Here is a 24,973-nt window from a genome sequence, read left to right as displayed (position 1 = left end):
TCATTCTTCTCCGATTACGGCACGAACACCATAAACACGAACACAGCAAACACCACCATATGCAGCAGTCCGAACAGGATGTTGGTGCGGCCGGTGCCGAAGGTGAGAATGCTCAGGAAGAACGTGAGCAACAGCAACACCATGCCCTGACCGTTGAGCCCGAGCACAAGTTCCTTGTCGAGCACGTAGGTGGCCAGGCCGACGGCGGGAATAGTTAGCCCGATGGTCGCCAGCGATGATCCGAGCGCGAGATTGATGCTCTTCTGCAGATCGTTGTTGCGCGCAGCTGCGATAGCGGTGACCCCCTCCGGGAGCAGGATGAGGATCGCGACCAGCACGCCGGCGAACGCCGGTGGGCGCCGATCATCGCGGTCACGACGTCGACCACCACCGAAAATTTCTTCGCCAGAAGCACCACGGCGAGTAGGGAGATAAGCAGCAGCGCGACGCTGAGCGCCAGCATCCGGTTCGACAGGGATGAGGTTTTGGTGGCAGCACCGCCGCCTTCCTTGATGAAATAATCACTGTGCCGGATCGTCTGGGTATAAAGGAACACGCCGTAGAGCATGAGCGTGACCAGGTCCACAAAGCCAAGCTGCGCCGCCGAATAGATCGGCCCCGGCGCCGTCAGCGTATAATTGGGCATGATTAGCGTAATCGTCGACAGCACGAACAGCACGCTAAGATAAAGGTTGGCACCGGAGACCTGGAAATCCTGCTCGCGGTAACGCAGGCCCCCGATGAAGATACACAGGCCCACGAGGCCGTTGCACACGATCATCACCACCGCAAACACGGTGTCGCGCGCCAGCGCCGGCTGCGGCTTTTCGCCGAGCATGATGGTCGCAATCAGCGCGACCTCGATGACGGTGACGGCAAGCGTCAACAGCAGCGTGCCGTAGGGTTCGCCGATTCGCTCGGCGATCACCTCGGCATGATGCACGGCTGCGAACACGGTGCCGAACAGGATCGCCAGCAGAGCGGCCGCGAACAAAAACCCGCCAACTGACGGCGTAAAGTTGAGCCCGAAGCCGGTGGCCGCGGCAAACAGCAGCATCGCCAGCGCCGGGAATATCCAGGCCGATCGTGGCATCGGTCCATGTGCGCTCATGTTCCCAACCGGTTCGTGGACGGAAGATAGGCCCGTCCATGCAGCGACCACCCCTTCGCAAGATTGATGAAATTCCGCGCGATTTCAATCGCGCCGAAATTGTCCAGATCGTTGTGACCTCCCCGGGCGAGGCGGACAAACCGTTTCGGCTCGTTCGCCAGCGCGAACAGCCGTTCGCCAAAAGCAACGGGTATCGTGGGATCGAGCGCGCCATGCATCACAAGCAGCGGAACCCTGATCCGCGCGATGTGCTGGTCGGAGTGAAACCGATCACGCATGAATAGCCGCACCGGCGCGAACCAGAACGCCGACGCGGCGACGTCCACAATGGAAGTATAAGGCGATTCCAGGATCAGCTTTCCGACCGGCTGTTCGCCTGCCAGCACCACTGCAACGCCGGTGCCAAGCGAGACTCCCCATGCAACGATTTTGTCCGGGCTGTATCGCGCTGCCGTGAAGGCATAGGCCGCCGCGGCGTCCTGCAGCAATCCCTGCTCGCTCGGTCGCCCGCTCGAACCGGCATAGCCACGATAGGACAACGCGACGATCCCTATCCCGTCGGCGATCAAGCCGCGAAAGCGGCCGAAGAAGCCGGCGAGAAAATCGCCATTGCCGTGGAAATAAAGGACGACCGGACGTCCAGGTTTGGCCGGAACATGCCAGACGATGACCTTCTCGCCGTCGGCCGTGACGAGGATATGTTCTTCAGCTTCCGGGAAGCCGGCTGCTTGCGGCGACGTGCGCACGCCCGTCGGGACAGGAAACAGCACGGCGCGCTGCGCGAAGAACAGCGCGAGCAGACCACAGATATAACCCGCCGAAACGATGATGAGCAGCCATTTCAGCCCGGTCATGAACTTCCTGCGATCGCGTTACATCCCCTTGACGATGTTCTCGGTGACCTTCTTGGCGTCACCAAGGAGCATCATGGTGTTGTCGCGGTAGAATAGCGGATTGTCGATGCCGGCATAGCCCGATGCCAGCGAGCGCTTGATGAACATCACGGTACCGGCCTTCCAGACCTGCAGCACCGGCATGCCGTAGATCGGCGAGGTCTTGTCTTCTTCCGCGGCCGGGTTGGTGACGTCGTTGGCGCCGATCACGAAGGCGATATCAGCCTGGGCGAATTCGGAGTTGATGTCCTCGAGCTCGAACACCTCGTCATAGGGCACGTTGGCTTCGGCGAGCAGCACGTTCATGTGGCCGGGCATGCGGCCCGCGACCGGGTGAATCGCGTACTTCACCTCAACGCCTTCCTTCTTGAGCATGTCGGCCATTTCGCGCAGCGCGTGCTGGGCCTGCGCCACCGCCATGCCGTAGCCGGGGACGATGATGACCTTGGAGGCGTTCTTCATGATGAAGGCGGCGTCGTCGGCCGAGCCGAGCTTTGCCGGCTTCTGCTCGCCAGAGCCGCCGCCCGCGGCCGCGGTCTCGCCGCCGAAACCGCCGAGGATAACCGAGATGAACGAGCGATTCATCGCGTGGCACATGATGTAAGACAGGATGGCGCCCGAGGAGCCGACCAGCGCGCCGGTGATGATCAGCGCCGAATTGCCGAGCGTAAATCCGATGCCGGCCGCAGCCCACCCCGAATAGGAGTTCAGCATCGAGATCACGACCGGCATGTCGGCGCCGCCAATCGGGATGATCATGAGCACGCCCAGCACCAGCGCGATGATGGTGATCAGCCAGAAATCGAGCGCGCTGCCGGATCGCACCAGTCCGAAAATGAAGAACACCAGCGCCAGCGCGAGCGCGATGTTGATGATGTGCCGGCCGGGCAGGATGATCGGCGCACCGCTCATGCGCGCGGAAAGCTTCAGGAACGCGATCACGGAGCCGGTGAAGGTCAGCGCGCCGATGGCGACGCCGAGCGACATCTCGATCAGGCTCGAGGCATGAATGGCGCCAGGCTTGCCGATGTCGAAGGCTTCGGGCGCGTAGAACGCACCGGCGGCGACCAGCACAGCGGCCATACCGACCAGCGAGTGGAAGGCCGCGACCAGCTCCGGCATTGACGTCATCGGCACCCGCCGCGCGATGACAGCGCCGATGCCGCCGCCGATGGCGATGCCGAGCACGACCAGTAGCCAAGCCACGCCGTCAGCCGGCGGATGGCTCGCGAGCGTCGTGCCGATCGCGATCGCCATGCCGATCATGCCGAACAGATTGCCCTGGCGTGACGTCGCGGGGCTGGACAGTCCGCGCAGCGACAGGATGAAGAGCACGCCCGCCACGAGATACAGCAGTGCAGCCAGATTGGCGTTCATCTCAGGTCCCCATTGTCTTCGTCACCCGCGAGGTGCACGCCGTCATTTCACTTGGCCTTCTTCTTGTACATCGCCAGCATGCGCTGGGTGACAAGGAAGCCGCCGAAGATATTCACGCAGGCAAAGATCAGCGCGACGAAGCCGAAGCCGCGTGCCCAGCCGCTGCCGCTCGAGATCATCGGCACGCCGACCGCGAGCAGCGCACCGACTACGATCACGGAGGAGATCGCATTCGTCACCGACATCAAAGGCGTATGCAGCGCCGGCGTCACCGACCAGACCACGAAGTAGCCGACGAAGACGGCGAGGACGAAAATCGATAGCCGAAATACGAAGGGGTCGACGACTTGGGCGACATGCTCCATGGCTTCTCTCCTTAGGCTTTCGGCTGGAAGTTCGGATGGATGACGGAGCCATCCTTGGTCAGTGCGGTGGCTTTCACCAGTTCGTCTTCCCAATTGACCGCGAGCGCCTTGTTCGCCTTGTCGACCAGCGTCTCGATGAACGAGAACAGGTTGCGGGCGTAAAGGCTCGAGGCCGATTGCGCCACGCGGCCGGCGACATTGGTGTAGCCGACGATCTTGATGCCATCGACATCTACGACCTCGCCCGCCTTCGCGCCTTCGACGTTGCCGCCGCGCTCGACGGCGAGATCGACCAGCACTGAACCAGGCTTCATCGATTTGACCATCTCGGCGCTGACGAGCATTGGCGCGGGGCGGCCCGGGATCAGCGCGGTCGTGATCACGATGTCCTGCTTCTTGACGTGCTCGGCGGTGAGTGCGGCCTGCTTTGCCTGATATTCTTTCGACATTTCCTTGGCGTAGCCACCGGCGGTCTGGGCGTTCTTGAATTCCTCGTCCTCGACCGCGAGGAATTTGGCGCCGAGCGATTCAACCTGCTCTTTCGTGGCCGGACGCACGTCGGTTGCAGTAACGACGGCACCGAGCCGGCGCGCGGTCGCAATTGCCTGCAGGCCGGCAACGCCGACGCCCATCACAAACACCTTGGCTGCGGGCACGGTGCCGGCCGCCGTCATCATCATCGGGAACGCGCGGCCAAAGGACTCGGCCGCCTCGATCACCGCGCGATAGCCGGCGAGATTCGCCTGCGAAGACAGCACGTCCATGACTTGCGCGCGCGTAATGCGCGGCATCAACTCCATCGCAAACGCCGAGACGCCGGCCTCGGCGATCGTCTTCAGCGCCGCTTCATTGCCGTAAGGGTCCATGATGGCGATCACGAGCGCGCCGCGCTTGTACTTCGCAAGTTCGCTGGCCTCGGGCCGCTTCACCTTGATGATGATGTCGGCGTCCTTCAACGCGTCCGCGCTGACGGTGGCGCCGACGGCGGTGAATTCGGAATCCGGCAGGCCCGACTTGATGCCCGCGCCCGGTTCGATCGCGACTTCGGCGCCCAACGCCTTGAATTTCTTGACGGTGTCCGGGGAAGCGGCAACCCGCGGTTCGGACGGATCGATTTCCTTGGCAACGGCAATTTTCATGAGGCCTCCCCGGCGCGGCGGGCGCGCGCAAGCAAACTAGCGTCTTTTTCGCTTAGTTGGATACCGGTTTCACAACCGGCATGCGTGCGAATTTTCTGGCCACCGCCGGGGCCGGCGGTGCAGTCAGCGACGCGTCAGGTCAGGAAATAGCCCATCAGGGCGACAATGATTACCACGGCGATGGTGCCGTATTTGACCAGCATGATGAACCCTTCATAGGTCTGCTCATGGGCCGCATAGTCGTTGCCCTCAGCGGTCGTGTACGCCACTTCGTTATGGTCTGCCATCGGTATCCCCAGTCAAAATCCGCGTTTCTCGCGTGCAATTACCGCAAAGCGTTTGGGAGGGCAACGGCCCCCTTGCCTATCGGGTCATTCGGAAGGCCAATTGTCCCGGATCCAGCGGGCCAGGCTTTCTTCGCTGACCTCGCCCGCGGCGAGGGAGAGGATGATGGCAGCCGCCTCCGCTTCGGGCACAATGAAGTCGATGCCGTTGACGCCCAGAAAGGTGTAGAGCGCCAGCAACGACGTTCGCTTGTTGCCGTCAACGAACGGATGATTGCGTGCGATGCCGAACGCATATGCTGCAGCGAACTCAGCCAGTTCAGCCTTCTCGTAAGCCAACCTGTTTTTCGGTCGATCGAGTGCAGATTCAAGCATGCCCTCGTCGCGCAATCCACTTGCACCGCCGTGGATCGTGAGTTGCTCGTCGTGAATTGCAACGATCATCTGGCGGGTGAGCCAGAACGGCTCGATCATTTGGCAAGCTCAGCCAACGCGTTGTGATAGCGCTTCATGCCGCGCCGGGCGACTTCCATCGCCTTCTCGAAATCCGGGTCATGGGGGGTTAGCCGAAAACCGCCATCGGGCGTGAGAGTCGCGTAGAGCTTATCGCCGACACTGACATGCATCCGAGCAAGCACATCCTTCGGCAGGATGATCCCCGAGGAGTTACCAATCTTTTTGATTTCGACGGTCCCGATCACTTGGCCGCGCGGATCGGGCGCAACTTTCGATTGTTCGTTCATGGCGCGAGCTCCGTTATACAAAACGTATAACATTGCCCGCCGTTCCGTTCAACAAATGTTTTACATCCCGACGTTTGGTCGGGGTCGGTTTCGGCCGTCCGCTTCAGGACCCGCGCTCGGCCGGAGGCTGGGCCGCCCGCCCCTAGCCGACCACGAAATCGAACCGCCCGGCCAGCCACCCCGCGTTCTTTGTCGTTCGCATCAGCAAGTCCTTGCGAAACAGACCGTCGGTGCGGTTAAGCGATTCGCCCGGGAAATAGAGCTGGGTGGTCAGCACGCGGCCGCCGCGCGGCTGCACTTTTACGTGGATATGGCGTGTACGGCCGACATAGGCGCCGGGCACGACGCTGCGCAACCGGTAGCGCCCTTCCGCATCCGAGAACTGGTGACCGCGCAGGCGAAAACCGGAATTGTCATATCGGCCCTTGTCGTCGGCCTGCCAAAAATCCAGCAAGGCTCCGGCGATCGGTTTGCAGGCGCGGGTAAGAACGAAGCCGACCAGTTCGATCGGCTGTCCGGCCATGCCTTCTTCAATCAGCTCGACGCGCTCGGGCGAGGACGGCTTGAAGAACGGCCCTTCGGTCTGCGCCACTGTCACGGCGTCGCCGTCATGGCATTCGGGCGTAAGGGCAAGCGGGGCCTCAGCAATGCTGGCGTCGACCGTGAGCAGGGAACCGGCCGCGAAGACTCCCGCTCCAAGCACCGCGCGCCTTGTCGGGGTTTCGATCATGGGGCACTCCCCTCCTGTCGCCACCATCATGGCCGGCGACGATGGCTGAAATTGTGTCCGCGCCCATCACAAATCCGTTTTACGCCAGCGGCCGAACCCCCGTCAGCCCATCGCTTCCAGTTCGTCGATCATGCCTGCGATGACCGACAGCCCGCCGTCCCAGAATTTGGGATCCTCAGCATCGAGCCCGAACGGCTTGAGCAGTTCGGAATAATGCTTGGTGCCGCCGGCTGCGAGCATGGCGAGATAGCGCTCGGCAAAGCCTTCGGAAGCGTTCTCGTAGACCGCGTAAAGCGAGTTCACCAGGCAATCGCCGAACGCATAGGCGTAGACGTAGAACGGCGAATGGATGAAGTGCGGAATGTACATCCAGAAATTCTCGTAGCCCGGACGGATGTCGATGGCCGGCCCGAGGCTTTCACCCTGCACGCTGAGCCAGATCTGGCCGATGCGCTCGGCGGTCAGTTCGCCGTTCTTGCGCTCGGTGTGCAAGGCGCGCTCGAACGAATAGAACGCGATCTGCCGCACCACGGTATTGATCATGTCCTCGACCTTGCCGGCAAGCAGCGCCTGGCGCTGCTTGGCATTTTTGGTCTGCGACAATAGCCGCTTGAAGGTGAGCATTTCGCCGAACACGCTTGCCGTCTCGGCAAGCGTGAGCGGCGTCGGCGCCATCAGCGCGCCGTTCTTCGCGGCCAGCACCTGGTGCACGCCATGGCCGAGCTCATGCGCCAGCGTCATCACGTCGCGCGGCTTGCCCTGGTAGTTCATAAGCACGTAAGGGTGCGCGGAGGGCGTGGTCGGGTGTGAGAACGCGCCCGGCACCTTGCCCGGGCGCACCGGCGCATCAATCCAGCGGTCGGTGAAGAAACGTTCCGCGATCGCCGCCATCTCGGTGGAGAAGCCGCGATAGGCTGTCAGCACCATCTTCTGCGCCTCGGGCCAGGCGATCGTGCCGGCCGCCGCGAACGGCAGCGGCGCATTGCGGTCCCAATGCGCCAGCTTCTTCTTTTTGAACCAGCCAGCTTTCAGATTGTAGTAGCGGTGCGACAGCCGCGGATAGGCCGCGCGAACCGAGCCGACCAGCGCATCGACGACCTCGCGTTCGACGCGGTTATTCAGGTGGCGCGAATCCGCAACGTCCTGGAAACCACGCCAGCGATCGGAAATTTCCTTGTCCTTGGCGAGCGTGTTGGTGATGAGGGCAAAGGTCCGCTCATTATCCTTGAACGTTTTCGCTAGCGCCTGCGCGGCGGCCTTGCGCTTTTCCGGCGCGCGGTCCTGCAGCAGATTGAGCGTCGGCTCGATCGCGAGCTCCTTGGTCCCGACCTTGAAACGCAGGCCGGAGATGGTCTGGTCGAACAGCCGATTCCACGCGGCATAGCCGCTCTGGGATTTTTCGTGAAACAACTGCTCGACGCGATCCTCTAGCTGATACGGCTTGTCCTTGCGCAGATCCTCGATCCACGGCCGGTAATGTCCGAGCTCAGGTGTCTGCATTGCGCGTTCGATCACGGCGTCTTCGATGCGGTTGAGTTCGAGCGCGAAGAACAAGAGGTGCAGCGAGGCCGCCGTCAGCCGCTCGGAGACGTCGCCGTAGAATTTGGAAATCACGGGATCGACGCTGTCGCCGGCATGAACGAGGCCAGCATAGGAGCCGAGCCGGCCGGCCAAATCGTCAATCGCCTCGTAGCGCCTGACCGCCTCCGCCAGCCAAACACCGCCGTCGTCGCGGGCGAGGCCTTCCGCCAGCTTGCCTTTGTAGTCTGTTTCAAACACGACGCAGTCGGTATCCATCTTCTGCAGGTCGCGCGCGATTTCAGGCGCGTCGATGCCGGAATAAAGATCGGCGAGGTTCCATTCCGGCAATTTGCCGGTTTTGGCTTTGGCTGCGCTCGCCTTGCTTCCCTTGGCGGGCTTACGGGACATCTTGACGGCTCGGGAGGTCGCAGGTTTTGCGCTCATGACACTTTCAAAATTGAGAGGTGATCAGGAAACTGGGCGAGGGATCAGGCGAAAGCCGAAAGCTGCGGTGCCAATTGGACAAGCAACTCCTCGCTTTCGGTGAGCATCGGCTCGATCCTTTCGTGCATCACGCTACGGATCGCGCACCACAACACGATCACGCGTACCATAAGCCACGACGTGCTCGGGACTGCCGCGCGCGTGCAGAACGACCAGATCGAGATTTCGGTGCTCGAAGAGCAGCCGCCCCAATCCATCCTCGAGAATATACCGTCCGCCGATCCGCGACACGGACAACTCGCAAGCCTGATCCGGAAGCCGTCCCAACAGGTAGAACTGGGGATCGCGCTTCTCCGTCATGCCGGTTTCCCATTGGCGTCCGGTGCCCGGCGTAAGCGCTGCATCCAGAGCCGCGACAATGGTGCTGAGCTCTCGCTCGCTCCACTCGCCCGCATTCTCTTTGCGCTCGAACGCAACCACGCTCATGTGCTTTCCGCTCCGAACAGCAGCCGGTGCAATTCCGGTTCGTAATACCTTAACAGATGCCTCGCGAAGGCGGCCGGTTCAAGACCCAATTCGCTGGCCCACGCCCCCATAATTTCAGTTGGAACGGGGCTCAACCCGTTTTCGACCTGTGAGATGAACGTGTAATATTTCAGGCTGAGGCGAGCAGCGAGGGTCCGCCTGCGACAATTCGGCATCCGCCCTTCGCTACTTCAGCCAATCCCCCGGCCAATTTCCGCAACTGCTTGGCTTCCGGCACAGCCTTGCCCGGCAGCCGTTCAGCGAAACCGCCTTGCTGTTTTCCTCGTTTCATGATTACTAAACTAGTCAACTGAATACCGGGATCGGTGAAGTTCCCTACCACAATCTCAGCTCGCGAATAAGATTCCGATGGCCTTTTTGGACTGCAGTCAGATTGCCCGAACGAATGACCCAGCACCTGCGGCTCGTGGCAAGGAGTTGTTTGCCGGCATTCTGATCGTGGTGCTGATTGCGACGTTCGGTATCCGGAACGTAGTGCCGGCGGATGCGCTGGCGCCCGCGATCGTCACCCTGCTGTTTGCGGTTGCTGCTGTGACGGCGGGCTTCGCGCTGCTCTGCCGGCGCGATCGCTACCGCATCATGTCGTTCGAGCTCGCCGGCAGCCTGACGTTCATCGGCGTCGTCCTCTCGGTTCTGATCGAGCCGGACCAGATGATCAAACTTTTCACCCTGTCGCATCAACCAGAGTAACGAGAAGAATCTGCGCAGTTTGACTGCGACGTTTTTTACGCGCGTCCAAGCCCGGGCCCCTCTGGCAGTTCAAGCGAACTGCGATGTCGGATTGGACCAATTCACGGAGTGGCCCGCATGCTTGAAATGATCTCCTCAGAAGCCCTGACAGCGTTTTTCCAGGTCGTGATGATCGATCTGGTGCTCGCCGGCGACAATGCGATCGTCATCGGGCTTGCAGCCGCTGGACTGCCCGATCCCCAGCGCAGGAAGGCGATCGTGATAGGCATATTGGCCGCCACGGCGCTGCGGATCGGCTTCGCCTCCATCACCGTCCAATTGCTGCAGATCATTGGATTGCTGCTCGCCGGCGGCATTCTCCTGCTTTGGGTCTGCTGGAAGATGTGGCGCGAGTTGCGTTCATCGCATCATCATGAGCCGAAATTGAATGATCTGTCGGCTGCCGGGACGGTCGAGGCACCAGCCCCAGCGGGTCATCAAAAGACGCTTGGCCAGGCGATCTGGCAGATCACGCTCGCCGACGTGTCGATGTCGCTCGACAACGTGCTCGCCGTCGCGGGCGCAGCGCGCGAGCATCCGATGATTCTGATCTTCGGCTTGGCGCTTTCCATTGCGCTGATGGGGCTCGCCGCCAACTTCATCGCGCGGCTATTGGAAAAGCAGCGCTGGATCGCCTATGTCGGCCTCGCCATCATACTCTATGTGGCTCTCGACATGTGCTATCGCGGCGCGCTCGAGGTGTGGCCGCACCTCAACGTCTAGCCGCTTCTCAACAAGGCCGTTTTCAACGTTTAAGAGAACGTTAATCGGCATCGGCGAAATTGCCCCGATTCGGTACAATACAGTAGCGTGCGGGGAGAGCCATGGCTGCCACCATTTTGATTGCCGACGACGACGCCGTGCAGCGCCGTTTGGTTGAGAACATGGTGCAGAAGTGCGGCTATGAGCCCCTTGTCGTCGACAGCGGCGATGCGGCCGTGGCCTTGCTGACGGCTCCGGATGCGCAGGCGATTGACGCGGTCGTGCTCGACCTCGTCATGCCCGGCCTCGATGGGCTCGGCGTGCTCGCAAAAATGCGTGAAGCAGGCCTGAGCATCCCCGTCGTCGTGCAGACCGCGCATGGCGGCATCGACAACGTGGTTTCGGCGATGCGCGCCGGCGCGCAGGATTTCGTGGTCAAGCCGGTTGGCTTCGAGCGGCTGCAGGTGTCGCTGCGCAACGCGCTCAACACCTCGGCACTCAAAGGCGAACTGCAGCGCATCCGTCATAGCCGCGAGGGACGGCTGACCTTTGCCGACATCATCACGCGCAGCGAAACCATGGCAGCCGTGCTGCGCACCGCGCAGAAGGCGGCAGCTTCCAGCATTCCTGTTCTGATCGAGGGCGAGTCCGGCGTTGGCAAGGAATTGTTCGCTCGCGCCATTCACGGTTCCGGTGAACGCAAGGCAAAACCCTTCGTCGCTGTCAATTGCGGCGCCATTCCCGACAATCTCGTGGAATCGATCCTGTTCGGTCACGAGAAGGGCGCGTTCACCGGCGCCACCGAACGGCACATGGGCAAGTTCGTCGAAGCTTCCGGCGGCACGTTGTTTCTCGACGAGGTCGGCGAGCTCCCGCTCGCGGCGCAGGTAAAGCTTTTGCGCGCGCTGCAGGAAGGAACCGTCGAGGCGGTCGGGGGCCGCAAGCCGGTGAAGGTCGACGTCCGCATCATTTCCGCGACCAACCGCAAGCTGCTCGACCTCGTGAAGAGCGGCGCGTTCCGCGAGGACCTGTTCTACCGGCTGCACGTGCTGCCGGTGACCATCCCACCGCTGCGGATGCGGCGCGAAGACATCCCGCATCTGTTGCGGCATTTCCTGGCGCGTTTTGCCGCCGAGGAGAACCGCACCATCACCGGCATCAACGGCGAGGCCGTAGCCCATCTCGCGCAGCTTGATTGGCCCGGCAACATCCGCCAGCTCGAAAACACGGTGTACCGCGCCGTCGTCATGAGCGAGAGCGATCAACTCGGCCTGTCTGATTTCCCGCAGGCTATTGGCCATGCCGTGCCGGACGGCCAGTTAGCGCCCAGCGAACCGTTGGTCGTCGCGCCGTCGACGGCGCCTGCAATGGTATCGGGTAGCGAAATACCAATTGCCCCCCTCGCCACTGCCGGCAGCCTTTCGATGCTGACCACCACCGGCGAGGTGCGGCCGCTCGAAGACATGGAAAACGAAATCATCCGTTTCGCGATCTCGCATTATCGCGGCCAGATGTCGGAAGTCGCGCGCCGGCTCAAGATCGGTCGTTCCACACTCTATCGTAAGCTCGATGAAGCTGCCGCCAGCGGCTCGGCCGAAGGCGGCGCGCAGGACGCAAACTGAGGCGCGAACTGAGCGAGCGGTCGCCCCGCGCGATTATGGCGCCCGCATGGCAAAGATCGTGGCGAACCAACGACATCGACCATTCGGAAGCTTTTGAACCGTGGCTTGGCGGTGACAGACAAATGGTGGGGAGCGTGGCAAAACCGCGCTACTCGAATGCAAACGGGTAGTTTGAGGTCAGTTTGTCGTGAGTTGTCCCGCATGGCGCTGGCTGCATGAAAGGGGCACATGTATCGTCTGCGTTGAATCGTGGCGTGCAGGCGTACGACAGAGAAACCGATCCAGGCCGGCGCTTTCCCGCGCAAGCTATGAACGATGCCAACGACTGTTCCATGACGGGGCAGTTTCGCCCAAGGGGGTGTGACGATGCGTGACTGTTCGATGAATCGTGCAGGATTTGACCGCGTGCTGATGGCCGTCGCGGCAACCTTCCTCACGGTGTCAGCGACCTCAGCGCTGGCGGCCCAGTCGACGACGCCGCGCACCAGCGCTGCCGAGCTCGCGATCGACGCAGCAGTCCCCCGTCCCGAACCGGCCAACGTCCCGCCTCCGACCATCGGGGATTTCAAGATGGACTCGACCGGCGCGGTGCCCGATGCGGCCAAAGCCACAGAGAAGCCGGCCGAACCGGGGACCGCCCCGAAAGCGGCTGAACCCAAGACGGATATCAAGCCGACGGAGAACGTCACCGCGCCCGCGGCCAATCCAAGCGACGCCGCAACAACCACACCTCCAGCTGCGACAGCTACCGCGCCCGCCGCCGAACCTGCCAAGGAGCCGGTGAAAGTCAGCACCGTCGCACCGGCCGACCAGCCGGTCGCCGACCGGTTGCGCGACATGCTCGGCGCCCGATCGCTGCGCTATTTCGACCGCAAGAACGAGCGCGCTGCCGTCGAGAAGTTCTACTCGACGCGGGACTATGCGCCGCAATGGACCCAAGCCGGCAAATTGACCGACAGCGGCAAGGGCGTGATCGCCCGCCTGAGGGACGCCGCCGCCGAGGGCCTCAATCCGGCCGACTATCCGGTACCGGATTTTGCCGCCGCCACTTCGCCGGACCAGCTTGCCGAAGCCGAACTGAAACTGACCGCGAGCATGCTCGACTATGCGCGACAGGCCCAGAGCGGCCGGATGCACTGGTCGCAGGTCGCTGGCGACATCCTTTACCCCGAGCACCCGACCGACCCGGCCGAAGTGCTCGCCAACATCTTGACCGCCAAGGATGCTTCCGCGGCGCTCGACGGCTACAATCCGCCGCACAAGCTCTACAAAGATCTGAAAGCCAAGCTCGCCGAGCTGCGCGGCCAGGGCGACGGACCGATGATCCACATCGCCGAAGGTCCGGCGCTGGCGTACAAGGCGGCTACCAAGAAGCAGAGTGAGGTCGCGCCGGAAGACCCACGCGTGCCGCAACTGCGCGCCAAGCTCGGCATTGCCGAGAATCCCGACGGCACGCATTATGACGCCAAGGTTGCCGCCGCCGTGCGCAAATTCCAGGAGAGCGTCGATCTGAAGCCGACCGGCGTGCTTGACGACCGTACCGTCAAGGCCATCAACAGCCCGAAGCGCGACCGGCAGATCGACATCGTTCTCGTTAATCTGGAGCGCCTGCGCTGGCTGCCGCGCCAACTCGGCGCTGCCTCGCTCGGCAATGCCTATGTCATTCTCAATGTGCCCGACTTCACGCTGAAGGTGATGCAGAACGGGGCCCCGGTGTGGACCACGCGCGTGGTGACCGGAAAGCCGGGCAAGCACGCCACGCCGATGCTGACGGAGACGATGAAGTTCATCACCGTCAACCCGACCTGGAACGTGCCGCCGTCGATCATCTACAACGAATACCTGCCTGCCCTGCAGCAGGACCCAACCGTGCTGGATCGCATGGGTCTGAGGCTCGAGCGCCGCCGCGACGGCAGCATCCACATTTCGCAGCCGCCCGGTGAAGCCAATGCGCTCGGGCGTATCCGCTTCAACTTCCCGAACAAGTTCCTGGTCTATCAGCACGACACCCCGGACAAGCATCTGTTCGCAAAGGAAGAGCGTGCGTTCAGCCATGGCTGCATGCGGGTGCAGAACCCGGACCAATACGCCGCGACTCTGCTCGGCATCGTTATGCCGAACGACCGCTACACGCCGGAAAGAATCCGCAGCATGTACGGCCGCAGCGAGATCGACCTGAAATTCCCGACTCCCATACCGGTACACATCGCCTACCAGACCGCGTTCGTGGATGACGCCGGCAAGTTGCAGTTTCGCAAGGACGTCTATGGCCGCGACGCCACGATGATCGCGCTGCTCAAGAACAACCGCAATCGGGACCTGGAGGTCATGGTCTCCCATGCCCAGCCGAATTATTCGCGCCCCAGGGATGCTTTGCCGGCCGGCGTCAACTTCGCCAGTGACAACACCTTTTCCTCCGGCCCGTCATTCTTCGAGCGCCTGTTCGGCGGTCCGTCACCCATGACGCCGCCGGCTCCGGTCGGCCGGCGACCGCAACCGCGGTTCACCCGGTAATCCGGAGCACTACGGCCCGAGGGCAGAATTTCGGAACAAAATCAACAATCTCTCCTCGCTGGAGAGATTGTTTATGTTAACCAATATCCATCCCGGATTCGGCACCGGGCGCTTTTTCGCCACAGTCCACGCGTTAGGTTAAGGCTTGCTTGGGGGCAGGACGGTAAACCTCGGTTAACCGTCCTGCTTTAAGAAAGCGTTCACCGTCTTTTGCCGGGGGTCTGCAAAAGAACACCGTGAACGCTCGTCGACTGGGTGGGCTCATACGTGCTGGCTGGTTTCGCGCGCCAATTCAATCCGCTTGCTCTGCCAAAAGCCGGATATCGGATCGGCCTGACGTCGCTTTTGCTGCTGGCCGGCGCCGGCACGGTGCATGATGCGACGGCGCTGAACGAAACCCGCACCCTTTCCTTCCACCACACCCATTCCGGCGAAGATCTCACCGTCACCTTCAAGCGCGACGGGCGCTACGACGAAGAGGCGCTGAAGAAACTCAATCACTTGCTTCGCGACTGGCGCAGCCAGGAATCCACCACGATGGATCGGCACCTGTTCGATATCATCTGGGAAGTCTACCGCGACGTCGACGGCAAGAAGCCGATCCAGGTCATCTCCGCCTATCGCTCCCCCGCCACCAACTCCATGCTCCGCCGCCGCTCCTCCGGCGTGGCGCGTTTCAGCCAGCACATGCTCGGCCACGCCATGGACTTCTACATCCCGGACGTGCCGCTGGAGCAGATCCGCGCCGCAGGCCTCCGCTTGCAGCGTGGCGGCGTCGGCTTTTACCCGACCTCCGGATCGCCTTTCGTCCACCTCGATACCGGCAGCGTTCGTCACTGGCCGCGCATGACCCACGATCAATTGGCCAGGATATTCCCGGATGGACGCACGGTGCACCTGCCATCCAATGGCGGTCCGATGAAGGGCTATGAACTGGCCCGCGCCGACATCGAACGCCGCGGCAACGGCAACGACGCCGCGACTATCAAGTTGCCGAACCTGTTCGCGGCCCTGTTCAGGGGCGGCAAGTCGACCGAAGAGGATGACGAGGGCGGCAGCGCGCCCGTCAAGAACGAGAAGCCTGCACCGACCAGCGTGGCTGCTGTGAAATCCGCCGAGCCGGTCCCGACCCCCCGCGCAAAGCCGATCGGTGCGACGATCCAGCTTGCCTCGGCCGACGCCCAGATCGTGTCGGCGCCCAAAGCCAGAGCTGAGCCCAAGCCTGAGACGAAGCAGGTTGCGCAGGCGTCCGCCGACAAGGCCGAGCCGAAGCCGCAAACGCCGGCCGATATCATCAATTCCCGCGGCTTCTGGGACGATGTACCGACGGCGCCGAACCAGGCAACCCCCGCCCAGGTCGCGGCCCTGCGCGCCCGCCAGGCGCTCGCCGCGGCCACCGATCCGCAGCCGACCGCCAGCGTCAGCGACGCCTTCAACAAGGCAATGGCCTATGCGCCGGCCGCTCCTTCGCCGGTCGATCGCTCCAACGTCGTCGCCGCCTCCGCGCCGATCCCGCGTCCTGCCCGTCCGGCGCGCTATGCCGGTGCTGCATCGACCGAAATCAACACCGTAGTCGCCAAAGGCACCCAGGGTCACGACAGCGTGGTCGCGACCTCGACCCGCCTTGCCGCCGCACAGGGCAACAATATCTGGATGCGGGTAGTGATGCTGGCGCCGAGTGCCAGCAGCGCGATGTCGACGACCGTACTCGGCGACACCGAGATGACCCAGATGCGCGCCTATTTCGTCAAGCCGCAGGCCGCGATCTCCATGACCTTCTCGGAAGATCCAATGATGGGCATGGCCTGCGACCGCTTCACGGGATCGGCCACCGCGCAACTGCCGACGCAGTCGTTCGTGCTGCGCACCGCCGCGCTGCGCTAACGTTCACTGTTTCCGCACACTCGACACGACAGTAGCCCGGATGGAGCGCAGCGTAGTCCGGGATTAGTCGGACCGTGTGTGAGATGACCCCGGATTTCGCTTCGCTCCATCCGGGCTACGTACTGCGCTCAACCCTCACAGCATCCCGAGCGCCTGCATGTAGGTTTCCAAAATGGTTTCCTGCTCGGCGCGCTCATTGGCGTCCTGCTTGCGCATCCGCACGATGGTGCGCAGCGCCTTGGTGTCGTAGCCATTGCCCTTGGCCTCGGCATAGACGTCACGGATGTCGTCGGAGATCGTCTTCTTCTCTTCTTCCAGACGCTCGATGCGCTCGATGATGGCCTTGAGCTGGTCTTTGGCGAATCTTGTCGCGGGCTCGTCTTGGACGGCTGCAGCGGCGGAGGTGGCCATCGGATACTCCTGAATGGAACTGACGGTGATGCTGAAAGATCAAGCGCCGCACGCGTTACCGCACGGCGCTTTTGCAAAATGACCCTCAAGATCAGGGGGCGTTGCGTCAAGGCAGCATCGCGCTCATCCACAGCGCGCCCACAGGAGATGAGGGCACTCTGTTGCCACGTCATGGCCGGGCTTGACCCGGCCATCCACGTCTTCCTTGCGAAGCTGCCAAGACGTGGATGCCCGGGACAAGCCCGGGCATGACGGAGAACTTAGGTGCCATCCACGCGAGAGTAAGAACCGGACTCAATGCCCGGGATGAACCTTCTTCATCGCCGCTAGCTGCTCCGCCGTGGCGGTGCCCTGATATTTCGCCTTCCACTCCTCATAGGGCATGCCGTAGACCGCCTCGCGGCTCTCGTCCTTGCTGACGGCGACCCCCTTGGCGTCGGCCTCTTCCTTCATCCAGTTGGACAGGCAGTTGCGGCAGAAGCCCGCCAGATTCATCAGATCGATGTTCTGGACGTCGGTGCGGGCACGCAGGTGGTCGACCAGGCGCCGGAAAACGGCGGCTTCCAGTTCTGTTCTGGTTTTGTCGTCGATCGTCATGGTCTTGGATCCCGCGTCAGATGTGCCGAGCATATTGATATCAGGTGGGAATTGTCACAGATTTTGCCATATCTGCGCGCAAAATTGGCGTCTCACAAGGGAGTCCCGGTTTCCCATAGCGCGGGAAAGGCGTTCCCGGCCGTTGACAGGCCCCGCCGGGTCACGCGAAATCATCAATGATTTGATATAGCTTCGCTGCATGATCAGAAAAGATTCGCGCTGCTTTTCTCCCCTCCCCGTTCGCGTGACCGCCGCCGGCCTTGCGCCGCTGCTTGCACTGGCGGTGGCGTGCCTGTGGAGCAGCTCGGCTGCGGCCGATTTCCGGCTCTGCAACAACACTTCCAGCCGGGTCGGCATTGCGCTGGGCTACAAGGATGCGGAGGGCTGGACCACCGAAGGCTGGTGGAACGTATCATCGCGCAGTTGCGAGACATTGCTGCGCGGAACTCTTGTTGCGCGCTATTATTACATCTACGCGCTTGACTATGACCGCGGCGGCGAATGGTCGGGGCAGGCCTTCATGTGTTCGCGTGATAAGGAATTCACCATCAAGGGCACCGAGAACTGCCTGGCGCGCGGCTATGACCGCACCGGGTTCTTCGAGGTCGATACAGGCGAACAGCGAGCGTGGACCGTGCAATTGACCGAAGCCAACGAGCAGCCCGCGCAGCGCGTGCCGGGAATTCCAGGCACAATGGGACCGGGGGGTCCGGGCGGGGTTCCCGGCCTGTCCAATCCGCCGGGCGGACCGGGTCTGCCGCCAGCCCCGGCGCCCAAGCAATGAGACGGCTTCGTCGTATCAAGATTCTCGCGACCCTCGGGCCGGCATCATCCGACAGCGCGATGATCCGGAAGCTGTTCGAGGCGGGTGCGGACGTGTTCCGCATCAACATGAGCCACACGCCGCACGATAAGATGCGCGAGCTGGTCAATACCATCCGCAATGTCGAGAGCAGCTACGGCCGTCCGATCGGCATCCTCGTCGACCTGCAAGGTCCGAAGCTGCGGCTCGGTGCGTTCACCGAAGGTTCGACCCAGCTCAAGAACGGCCAGAATTTTGTACTCGATTCCGACAAGGCACCGGGAGACAACAACCGCGTGCAGTTGCCGCATCCGGAAATCCTCGCAGCACTTCGGCCGGGCCACGCGCTGCTGCTCGATGACGGCAAGGTGCGCCTGATCGCCGAGGAGACCTCGTCCGAACGCGCGGTAACGCGCGTGGTGATCGGCGGCAAGATGTCGGACCGCAAGGGCGTCAGCCTGCCCGATACCGACCTGCCGGTGTCGGCGATGACGCCGAAGGATCGGGCCGATCTCGAAGCAGCCCTGGTGACCGGTGTCGACTGGATCGCGCTCTCCTTCGTGCAGCGCGCCGAGGACGTCCATGAAGCCAAGCGGATGATCCGCGGCCGCGCCGCTGTCATGGCCAAGATCGAAAAGCCGCAGGCGATCGACCGGCTGGCCGAGATCATCGACGCTTCCGACGCCCTGATGGTCGCGCGCGGCGACCTCGGCGTCGAGCTGCCGCTGGAGCGGGTGCCGAGCCTACAGAAACAGATGACGCGGATGGCGCGTCGCGCCGGCAAGCCGGTGGTGATCGCAACCCAGATGCTGGAATCGATGATCCAGGCGCCGGTGCCGACGCGCGCCGAAGTCTCCGACGTCGCGACCGCGGTTTACGAAGGTGCCGACGCCATCATGCTGTCGGCCGAGTCGGCCGCCGGCAAATTCCCGGTCGAGGCGGTCTCGACCATGAACCGCATCGGCGAGGAAGTGGAGCGCGATCCGACCTATCGCGCGGTACTGTCGGCGCAGCGGCCCGAACCCGAAAATACCGTCGGCGACGCTATTGCTGACGCCGCTAGGCAAATCGCCGAGACACTGGAATTGTCGGCGATCATCTGCTGGACCTCATCAGGCTCCACCGCGATCCGCGTGGCGCGCGAGCGGCCGAAGCTGCCGGTGGTCGCGATCACGCCAAATCTCGCGACGGGCCGCAAATTGTCTGTCGTCTGGGGCGTGCATTGCGTAGTGGCGGAAGATGCCCACGACCAGGACGACATGGTCGATCGCGCCGGCTCGATTGCCTTTCGTGACGGCTTCGCCAAGGCAGGCCAGCGCGTGATCATCGTCGCCGGTGTGCCGCTCCGCATCCCCGGCACCACCAACATGGTGCGGATCGCCAATGTCGAGCCGGAGGGCGGGGCGAAGTGACGGCGTAGCCGTCATTCCGGGGCGGCGCGAAGCGACGAACTCTGGTGCGCAATTGCGCACCTGAGAATCTCGAGATTCGGGTTCGATGCTGCGCATCGCCCCGGAATGGCGGAGCAGCAGTACTACTGCAGCGTCGCGTCCAGCGTGATCTTGGTGTTCAGCAGTTTCGACACCGGGCAGCCGGCCTTCGCTTTGCCTGCCAGCTCCTGAAATTTTGCGTTGTCGGCGCCCGGAATCTTCGCGTTCAGCGTCAGATGAATCGAGGTGATGGCAAAGCCATCGTCCTGTTTTTCCAGCGTGACGTCGGCTTTCGTTTCCATGTGTTCGGCGGTGAGCTTGGCTTCACCCAGAATCAGCGACAGCGCCATCGTGAAGCACGCGGCGTGCGCCGCGCCGATCAGCTCTTCCGGGTTGGAGCCGGCTTTGCCCTCGAAGCGGCTCGAAAAGCCGTAAGGATAATCGTTCAGCGCGCCGCTTTTGGTCGAGATCGCGCCCTTGCCGTCCTTGATGCCGCCCTGCCATTTGGCGGACCCTGATGTCATGGTCATCGCATGCTCCTGATCGCGGGTTGGACCGTCGATAAGCCGCAGCGTGGCAAATGGTTGCGACAAAGGCGCGTCGCAAAGGGGGAAGTTTCTAGGCCCCGACCAGCGCCTTTGCCGGCAGCACCGCCTGCACGACGAGGCCGCGGGCGCGGGCATCCATCACGCCGACCGCGCGCATTGCCAATAATGTGACCGTTTGCACGGCGTCGCGCAGCTTCGCGGGGTCATCCAGATTCTCGGGCGCCAGCGGGCCAACCAGTGATTCATGCAGCGCACCGAGCAGCGCAGTGGCGGCGAGCGCGGTATCCTGCGCCGGCAGATGGCCGGCACGCACCGCGGCGTCAATTCTGGCAGCGATCTCGCCGGAGATGTCGCGGCGGCTGGCAAGCCGCGACGCCGAGACGTCGACATCAACGGGTTCGGCCAGAATGCCCCAGGCGAGCTTGCGCTGCGACAGCACATGTACGGCAACCGTGGTGACGGCGGCGGCGAGCGCCGACGACGGTCCCGGCGCCGCGTCCGCCGCGCGGCGAATCGCGGCCAGCTCATCCCGCGAGACCTCGGCGATCAGTTCGGAAATCAGTTCGGCCTTGGAGGGGAAGTAACGATAGACGGTGCCGGCCGCGACACTGGCGCGGACCGCAACCGGGGCGATCTGCACCGCCGCCATGCCGCCTTCGGCCGCAGCATCCCGCGCCGCCGCTAGAATGGCACTACGCCGCGCCGCCAGCCGCTTTACGACCTGATGGGTTCGCCGATAGACCATGGCGCGTTTTCCGTCCCCGGGCGCGCCCTCGGGCCCCGCGGGCCTGCCAGAACGCGCACACCTTCAATGTCTTGAGCGATAAAAGCGCTATCGCTTTGAAGAAGTGAACAACTATTCACGGCTGATGACAAGAAGGTTTTGCAACGCGGATCTGGAGGGTTTTGCCAGCGGGGCTTGCGAACCATTAACAGGCTCTCAACGCTGGCAGGTTTAGCATGCGCCGAGTTGGGCAGCCTCAGATCGGTCGCGCTCCGCCCGGATTAGTAAAGCCGGCTGATGCAGGCCGTTTGCGATGAGCGGGCGAACTGCGCGCTGGCGCGATCAGCTGAATTACCTTGGAGAGCATTTCCATTGTTGCGCCTTGTCGCGTTCCTGATTGGTGGCCTTGTGATCGGCACGGTTGCTGGCAAGCTACTGACGTCGAGCGCCCACCAGATCGATTTGGCCACGGTTGCGCCGCCGGCGCGTGTCGAACGGTCCTGTGCCCACGCATCCGGCAACACGGCAATCATCGTCGTGCACGGCCAGAGCAATGCGGGCAATTGGGGTAGCGCCCGATATACGGCGCGCGAAGCCGTCGACAATTTCGACCCGCTCACGGGCAAATGCTTCGCTGCCGCCGACCCCCTGCTGGGCGCCGAGGGCATAGGCGGGAGCTTTGCAACACGGCTCGGCGACATTCTGATCCAGGCCGGGCGCTACGATCGCGTGATCGTCGTGCCCCTTGCTATTGGCAGCGCCTCACTTTCGGTCCTGAACAATGAGCGGGCGGATTGGATCACAAACGCCATCTCGAAGCTGAAGGAAGCGGGCCTGACGCCGACGCATTTTCTATTTCAGCAAGGTGAAACGGACGCGCGGTCAACGATATCAGCGGAAGAATATGTCTCGCTGTTGCATCAACTCGTGAATCGATTTCGAGTGGCTGGCTTCGATGCGCCCTTTTTTCTGTCACGCAGCACAAAATGCGGCATGGCCGAGCCGAAAAACACGGCTGCGGTACGTGCCGGCCAACTATCTGCTGTCGATGAAGCGCTCAACATCCGCCAGGGGCCCGACACCGACACGATCGGCAATGACGGCCGCAACCCCTCCGACGGTTGTCACATGAACGAGATCGGTACGCTCGCCAACGCCGCTCTCTGGGCGGCATTCATCAAGTAGCGGTTGATGACCTGACGTCTTTGACGCGCGATGTGGCCAGCGTTACGTCACGCCGTTCACGCGCCTGCCGCAGCCAATGCCGGCGCCGTCTCGCGCCGCCACCAGGGGCCGGCGCGGCGCAGGACCAGACCGCCCACGATCAGCGTGGCGCCAAGACCCGTCGGAATGCCGGTGAACATATAGCAGCCGATGAGGGCAATGACGGCGCCCAGCGCTGGAAGCTCGTAGGCACGAAAGCCGCTCTTCAATCCGATGCGGACCAGGAAGCCTATCGGGATCGCCAGCACCATCATGTCGTACATGAAGAGATAGGGCGTGGTCAGCAGCGTACCTGCGGCAAGCGCTGCCGCCTTCAACGCATAGGGCACGCGGCTTCGCCACATCAGCGCCAGCACCACGGCAACGGAGGCGGTGAGAACCCACTGGAACGCCCAGCCGAGCGGCTCGCTGCCGCCGAAGTAACGCACCAGCGAGAAAATGCTCTGCAGCTTCCACCATGTGGCTTTGCCCTCGGTCAGGAAGGCTTGCGAGAATCTCGGCATCCAGTGGAAGAACGCCAGCCAGCTTTCGATGCCGAAGGCGAGCCATGAGGCAAACGCCACCACGACCGCCGTGACGCCGGCACTGACGAACACCCGCCAATGCCCGGCCGCGATCAGCACGACCGGAAACAGCAGCCCGTATTGCGGCTTGTAGGTCAATAGCCCGAGGCAAATGCCTGCAAGAACCGGCCGGACGGGTATCAGATAGAGCGTGCCGCCGATCAGCGCCGCAGTAAGGAAACCGTTCTGCCCGACAAAGGAATTCACCAGCACCGTCGGAATTGCGAGCGCGAGCAGAAGGCCGAAATTGCGGCCTACGATCGCGCGCATGACGGCGAGGTAGGGAAGCATGCTGACATATACCCAGCCGGCATAGCCTACCGAAAAGGGCAGCATCGCCAGCAGCGAAGCGACGAACAGGAACGGCGGCGGATAGTGCCAGGCAAAATAGCCGACGAAATCCTGACCGAGCTTGGCGACCTCGATCTGCTTCTGGATGTCCCAATCATAGGCCTGCGCCGGAACGCCATCGAGCACCAGACGGCCCGCGGCCCAGACGTTGATGAAGTCAGTCGGAATACCCAGGCCCTTCGAGTCGTAAATCCACCAGCTTGAGAAATACGCCACCGGGCAAAGAACCAGGTTGGCCATTGCCAGCGCAAGGCACACCTTCACGAGCCACTCGGGAATCGGAGCTTGGTCGCGGGCGGTTTTGGGGGTGGAAAGAGAGGCGGTCATGCGCGGTCCTTGCCTGGCGCGCCTGTCCGAAGACGCACGCCTTCAAGCAATAGGCCGGACTGATTTGAGGAAATCTTAAGTTTTCGGGCGCAAGCGGCGGTTTTTCCGGTCGTCCCTCGAACCCAGGGACCCACAACCACCGGAGCTAGTTATTTACAAAGAGCGCCAACCTAAGTGCCTCATTGAGAAATCACGCGGTATGGGTCCCCCGCGTCCGCGGGGACGACGTGTTGGGAGAGTATGGCTTCCCCCTACTCCCAACTCAGCGCACCGCCGTTCTGGTACTCGATCACCCGCGTCTCGAAGAAATTTTTCTCCTTTTTCAGGTCCATCGCTTCCGACATCCAGGGGAACGGATTCTCAATCTCGTCGAACACCCGCTGAAGCCCGAGTTGCGCGCACCGGCGGTTGGCGATGAAGTGCATGTAGCTCTCGCACAGCGCCGCATTCAGCCCGAGGAAACCGCGCGGCATGGTATCCCGCCCGTAGGCCGCTTCCAGTTCAGCCGCCTCGCGCACCATGGCGCGGACTTCGTCCTGAAACGCCCTCGTCCACAGATGCGGGTTTTCGATCTTGATCTGGTTGATGACGTCGATGCCGAAATTCAGGTGAATGGATTCGTCGCGCAGGATGTACTGGTACTGCTCGGCGATGCCGACCATCTTGTTGCGGCGGCCGAGCGAGAGGATCTGCGCAAAGCCCGTATAGAACCACATGCCCTCGAAGATCACGTAGAAGGCAACGAGATCGCGCAGGAACGCCTGGTCGGCTTCCGGCGTCCCGGTCCTGAAATCTGGATCGTCGAGATGCTGGGTATGCCTGAGCGCCCAGGCCGCCTTGTCGGTAATCGACGGCACCTCGCGATACATGTTGAACAGCTCGCCTTCGTCCAGCCCCAGACTCTCGACGATGTATTGGAAGGTGTGGGTGTGCACGGCCTCCTCGAAAGACTGCCGCAGCAGGTATTGCCGGCACTCCGGATTGGTCAGATGGCGGTAGATCGCCAGCACGATGTTATTGGCGACCAGGCTTTCGGAAGCCGCGAAGAAGCCGAGATTGCGCTTGATGGCGCGGCGCTCGTCTTCCGTCAGCCCATCGCGCGATTTCCATAGCGCGATATCGGCCTGCATGGAAACTTCGGTCGGCATCCAATGATTGTTGCAGCCGGCGAGATATTTCTCCCAGGCCCATTTGTATTTCAGCGGCAGCAGCTGATTGACGTCGGCACGGCAGTTGATCATCCGCTTGTCGTCGACAGACACCCGTCCACCGTGGCGATCGATCGTGCCGAGGCCGGTTTGTTCGGCCTGGGTGACGGATTGCGCCACGACGGGCGGCGTCTGATGCGGGGATGCGGATGGTTCGGACCAGTCGAGCATTGTGGTTTCCTTT

24 protein-coding genes and 1 pseudogene are annotated in these 24,973 nt (G+C 62.5%); 8 read left to right on the top strand and 17 right to left on the bottom strand.

Annotated features, from left to right (window positions below):
* Positions 1-14: 14 nt before the first annotated feature.
* The 11 genes and pseudogenes from RX328_RS05410 to RX328_RS05360 form a co-directional block, all read right to left on the bottom strand.
* Positions 15-1,111: pseudogene (locus RX328_RS05410) on the bottom strand (calcium:proton antiporter).
* The gene (locus RX328_RS05405) at positions 1,108-1,965 is read right to left on the bottom strand and encodes an alpha/beta hydrolase (RefSeq protein WP_213253278.1); all 858 of its coding nucleotides are present in this window, start codon (positions 1,963-1,965) and stop codon (positions 1,108-1,110) included. The pseudogene RX328_RS05410 and the gene RX328_RS05405 overlap by 4 nt, the downstream one beginning before the upstream one ends.
* Positions 1,966-1,983: 18 nt before the next feature.
* Entirely contained in the window at positions 1,984-3,381 is a 1,398-nt protein-coding gene (locus RX328_RS05400) for an NAD(P)(+) transhydrogenase (Re/Si-specific) subunit beta (RefSeq protein WP_213253277.1), read from the bottom strand.
* A gap of 47 nt (positions 3,382-3,428) precedes the next feature.
* On the bottom strand, positions 3,429-3,746 hold the full coding sequence (locus RX328_RS05395; RefSeq protein ID WP_161850089.1) for a proton-translocating transhydrogenase family protein: 318 nt from the start codon (positions 3,744-3,746) through the stop codon (positions 3,429-3,431).
* Between the two features lie 11 nt (positions 3,747-3,757).
* A complete protein-coding gene (locus RX328_RS05390; protein WP_213253276.1) occupies positions 3,758-4,885 on the bottom strand; it encodes a Re/Si-specific NAD(P)(+) transhydrogenase subunit alpha in 1,128 nt (375 codons plus the stop codon).
* A gap of 134 nt (positions 4,886-5,019) precedes the next feature.
* On the bottom strand, positions 5,020-5,172 hold the full coding sequence (locus tag RX328_RS05385) for an aa3-type cytochrome c oxidase subunit IV (protein ID WP_213253275.1): 153 nt from the start codon (positions 5,170-5,172) through the stop codon (positions 5,020-5,022).
* A gap of 84 nt (positions 5,173-5,256) precedes the next feature.
* Positions 5,257-5,643: a type II toxin-antitoxin system death-on-curing family toxin gene (locus RX328_RS05380; protein ID WP_213253274.1), complete on the bottom strand. Its 387-nt coding sequence runs from the start codon at positions 5,641-5,643 to the stop codon at positions 5,257-5,259.
* Positions 5,640-5,912 (bottom strand): AbrB/MazE/SpoVT family DNA-binding domain-containing protein, encoded by a 273-nt coding sequence (locus tag RX328_RS05375; protein WP_213253273.1) that lies wholly within the window; start codon positions 5,910-5,912, stop codon positions 5,640-5,642. The genes RX328_RS05380 and RX328_RS05375 overlap by 4 nt, the downstream gene beginning before the upstream one ends.
* Positions 5,913-6,054: 142 nt before the next feature.
* Entirely contained in the window at positions 6,055-6,642 is a 588-nt protein-coding gene (locus RX328_RS05370; protein WP_249726692.1) for an intradiol ring-cleavage dioxygenase, read from the bottom strand.
* 102 nt (positions 6,643-6,744) lie between these two features.
* Positions 6,745-8,571, bottom strand: coding sequence for a M3 family oligoendopeptidase (locus tag RX328_RS05365; RefSeq protein ID WP_249726691.1), 1,827 nt, complete (start codon positions 8,569-8,571; stop codon positions 6,745-6,747).
* A gap of 168 nt (positions 8,572-8,739) precedes the next feature.
* Positions 8,740-9,093 (bottom strand): hypothetical protein, encoded by a 354-nt coding sequence (locus tag RX328_RS05360; protein WP_213253271.1) that lies wholly within the window; start codon positions 9,091-9,093, stop codon positions 8,740-8,742.
* A gap of 408 nt (positions 9,094-9,501) precedes the next feature.
* On the opposite strand from RX328_RS05360, the gene RX328_RS05355 reads away from it, so the two are divergent.
* The 5 genes from RX328_RS05355 (at position 9,502) to RX328_RS05335 (ending at position 16,604) form a co-directional block, all read left to right on the top strand.
* On the top strand, positions 9,502-9,843 hold the full coding sequence (locus RX328_RS05355) for a hypothetical protein (RefSeq protein WP_317258621.1): 342 nt from the start codon (positions 9,502-9,504) through the stop codon (positions 9,841-9,843).
* Between the two features lie 117 nt (positions 9,844-9,960).
* Positions 9,961-10,605, top strand: coding sequence for a TerC family protein (locus RX328_RS05350; protein ID WP_213253269.1), 645 nt, complete (start codon positions 9,961-9,963; stop codon positions 10,603-10,605).
* Positions 10,606-10,706: 101 nt separating this feature from the next.
* Positions 10,707-12,206 (top strand): sigma-54-dependent transcriptional regulator, encoded by a 1,500-nt coding sequence (locus tag RX328_RS05345; protein ID WP_213253268.1) that lies wholly within the window; start codon positions 10,707-10,709, stop codon positions 12,204-12,206.
* Between the two features lie 366 nt (positions 12,207-12,572).
* Positions 12,573-14,720 carry a L,D-transpeptidase family protein gene (locus RX328_RS05340; RefSeq protein WP_213253267.1) on the top strand — a complete coding sequence of 716 codons (2,148 nt, stop codon included), beginning with the start codon at positions 12,573-12,575 and terminating at the stop codon, positions 14,718-14,720.
* Positions 14,721-14,987: 267 nt separating this feature from the next.
* Positions 14,988-16,604 carry a DUF882 domain-containing protein gene (locus tag RX328_RS05335; RefSeq protein WP_312018057.1) on the top strand — a complete coding sequence of 539 codons (1,617 nt, stop codon included), beginning with the start codon at positions 14,988-14,990 and terminating at the stop codon, positions 16,602-16,604.
* 135 nt (positions 16,605-16,739) lie between these two features.
* Here RX328_RS05335 and RX328_RS05330 read toward each other — a convergent pair whose 3' ends face one another.
* Both RX328_RS05330 and RX328_RS05325 read right to left on the bottom strand, forming a co-directional pair.
* A complete protein-coding gene (locus tag RX328_RS05330) occupies positions 16,740-17,015 on the bottom strand; it encodes a DUF2312 domain-containing protein (protein ID WP_213253265.1) in 276 nt (91 codons plus the stop codon).
* Positions 17,016-17,309: 294 nt separating this feature from the next.
* Positions 17,310-17,612, bottom strand: a complete 303-nt coding sequence (locus RX328_RS05325) for a DUF1244 domain-containing protein (RefSeq protein ID WP_213253264.1) — start codon at positions 17,610-17,612, stop codon at positions 17,310-17,312.
* Positions 17,613-17,811: 199 nt separating this feature from the next.
* On the opposite strand from RX328_RS05325, the gene RX328_RS05320 reads away from it, so the two are divergent.
* Entirely contained in the window at positions 17,812-18,396 is a 585-nt protein-coding gene (locus RX328_RS05320) for a DUF1036 domain-containing protein (protein WP_213253263.1), read from the top strand.
* Positions 18,393-19,826 carry a pyruvate kinase gene (gene pyk, locus RX328_RS05315; RefSeq protein WP_213253262.1) on the top strand — a complete coding sequence of 478 codons (1,434 nt, stop codon included), beginning with the start codon at positions 18,393-18,395 and terminating at the stop codon, positions 19,824-19,826. The genes RX328_RS05320 and pyk overlap by 4 nt, the downstream gene beginning before the upstream one ends.
* 122 nt (positions 19,827-19,948) lie before the next feature.
* Here pyk and RX328_RS05310 read toward each other — a convergent pair whose 3' ends face one another.
* Positions 19,949-20,374, bottom strand: a complete 426-nt coding sequence (locus RX328_RS05310; RefSeq protein WP_213253261.1) for an OsmC family protein — start codon at positions 20,372-20,374, stop codon at positions 19,949-19,951.
* Between the two features lie 88 nt (positions 20,375-20,462).
* Entirely contained in the window at positions 20,463-21,137 is a 675-nt protein-coding gene (locus tag RX328_RS05305) for a TetR/AcrR family transcriptional regulator (RefSeq protein ID WP_213253260.1), read from the bottom strand.
* 351 nt (positions 21,138-21,488) lie between these two features.
* Between RX328_RS05305 and RX328_RS05300 the strand changes: the two genes are divergently transcribed.
* Positions 21,489-22,301: a sialate O-acetylesterase gene (locus RX328_RS05300; protein ID WP_213253259.1), complete on the top strand. Its 813-nt coding sequence runs from the start codon at positions 21,489-21,491 to the stop codon at positions 22,299-22,301.
* Positions 22,302-22,357: 56 nt separating this feature from the next.
* On the opposite strand, the gene RX328_RS05295 is transcribed toward RX328_RS05300, so the two are convergent.
* Together RX328_RS05295 and RX328_RS05290 are read right to left on the bottom strand one after the other, a co-directional pair.
* Positions 22,358-23,581: a glycosyltransferase family 87 protein gene (locus RX328_RS05295; protein WP_213253258.1), complete on the bottom strand. Its 1,224-nt coding sequence runs from the start codon at positions 23,579-23,581 to the stop codon at positions 22,358-22,360.
* Positions 23,582-23,832: 251 nt separating this feature from the next.
* The gene (locus tag RX328_RS05290; RefSeq protein WP_213253257.1) at positions 23,833-24,960 is read right to left on the bottom strand and encodes a ribonucleotide-diphosphate reductase subunit beta; all 1,128 of its coding nucleotides are present in this window, start codon (positions 24,958-24,960) and stop codon (positions 23,833-23,835) included.
* Positions 24,961-24,973: the final 13 nt, after the last annotated feature.

The organism is Bradyrhizobium sp. sBnM-33, assembly GCF_032917945.1.
Classification (GTDB): Bacteria; Pseudomonadota; Alphaproteobacteria; order Rhizobiales; family Xanthobacteraceae; genus Bradyrhizobium.
Note: the sequence above shows the minus strand (reverse complement) of the source record. Positions and strands in the feature narration are given on the sequence as shown.

Bases quoted from the DNA above. Each gene is read 5' to 3' on its own strand.
- RX328_RS05370 (WP_249726692.1), bottom strand. From the start codon at position 6,642: ATGATCGAAACCCCGACAAGGCGCGCGGTGCTTGGAGCGGGAGTCTTC.
- RX328_RS05360 (WP_213253271.1), bottom strand. From the start codon at position 9,093: ATGAGCGTGGTTGCGTTCGAGCGCAAAGAGAATGCGGGCGAGTGGAGC.
- RX328_RS05325 (WP_213253264.1), bottom strand. From the start codon at position 17,612: ATGACGATCGACGACAAAACCAGAACAGAACTGGAAGCCGCCGTTTTC.
- RX328_RS05395 (WP_161850089.1), bottom strand. From the start codon at position 3,746: ATGGAGCATGTCGCCCAAGTCGTCGACCCCTTCGTATTTCGGCTATCG.
- pyk (WP_213253262.1), top strand. From the start codon at position 18,393: ATGAGACGGCTTCGTCGTATCAAGATTCTCGCGACCCTCGGGCCGGCA.
- RX328_RS05400 (WP_213253277.1), bottom strand. From the start codon at position 3,381: ATGAACGCCAATCTGGCTGCACTGCTGTATCTCGTGGCGGGCGTGCTC.
- RX328_RS05380 (WP_213253274.1), bottom strand. From the start codon at position 5,643: ATGATCGAGCCGTTCTGGCTCACCCGCCAGATGATCGTTGCAATTCAC.
- RX328_RS05290 (WP_213253257.1), bottom strand. From the start codon at position 24,960: ATGCTCGACTGGTCCGAACCATCCGCATCCCCGCATCAGACGCCGCCC.
- RX328_RS05330 (WP_213253265.1), bottom strand. From the start codon at position 17,015: ATGGCCACCTCCGCCGCTGCAGCCGTCCAAGACGAGCCCGCGACAAGA.
- RX328_RS05310 (WP_213253261.1), bottom strand. From the start codon at position 20,374: ATGACCATGACATCAGGGTCCGCCAAATGGCAGGGCGGCATCAAGGAC.
- RX328_RS05390 (WP_213253276.1), bottom strand. From the start codon at position 4,885: ATGAAAATTGCCGTTGCCAAGGAAATCGATCCGTCCGAACCGCGGGTT.
- RX328_RS05365 (WP_249726691.1), bottom strand. From the start codon at position 8,571: ATGTCCCGTAAGCCCGCCAAGGGAAGCAAGGCGAGCGCAGCCAAAGCC.
- RX328_RS05385 (WP_213253275.1), bottom strand. From the start codon at position 5,172: ATGGCAGACCATAACGAAGTGGCGTACACGACCGCTGAGGGCAACGAC.
- RX328_RS05375 (WP_213253273.1), bottom strand. From the start codon at position 5,912: ATGAACGAACAATCGAAAGTTGCGCCCGATCCGCGCGGCCAAGTGATC.
- RX328_RS05320 (WP_213253263.1), top strand. From the start codon at position 17,812: ATGATCAGAAAAGATTCGCGCTGCTTTTCTCCCCTCCCCGTTCGCGTG.
- RX328_RS05345 (WP_213253268.1), top strand. From the start codon at position 10,707: ATGGCTGCCACCATTTTGATTGCCGACGACGACGCCGTGCAGCGCCGT.
- RX328_RS05295 (WP_213253258.1), bottom strand. From the start codon at position 23,581: ATGACCGCCTCTCTTTCCACCCCCAAAACCGCCCGCGACCAAGCTCCG.
- RX328_RS05350 (WP_213253269.1), top strand. From the start codon at position 9,961: ATGCTTGAAATGATCTCCTCAGAAGCCCTGACAGCGTTTTTCCAGGTC.
- RX328_RS05405 (WP_213253278.1), bottom strand. From the start codon at position 1,965: ATGACCGGGCTGAAATGGCTGCTCATCATCGTTTCGGCGGGTTATATC.
- RX328_RS05355 (WP_317258621.1), top strand. From the start codon at position 9,502: ATGGCCTTTTTGGACTGCAGTCAGATTGCCCGAACGAATGACCCAGCA.
- RX328_RS05340 (WP_213253267.1), top strand. From the start codon at position 12,573: ATGCGTGACTGTTCGATGAATCGTGCAGGATTTGACCGCGTGCTGATG.
- RX328_RS05305 (WP_213253260.1), bottom strand. From the start codon at position 21,137: ATGGTCTATCGGCGAACCCATCAGGTCGTAAAGCGGCTGGCGGCGCGG.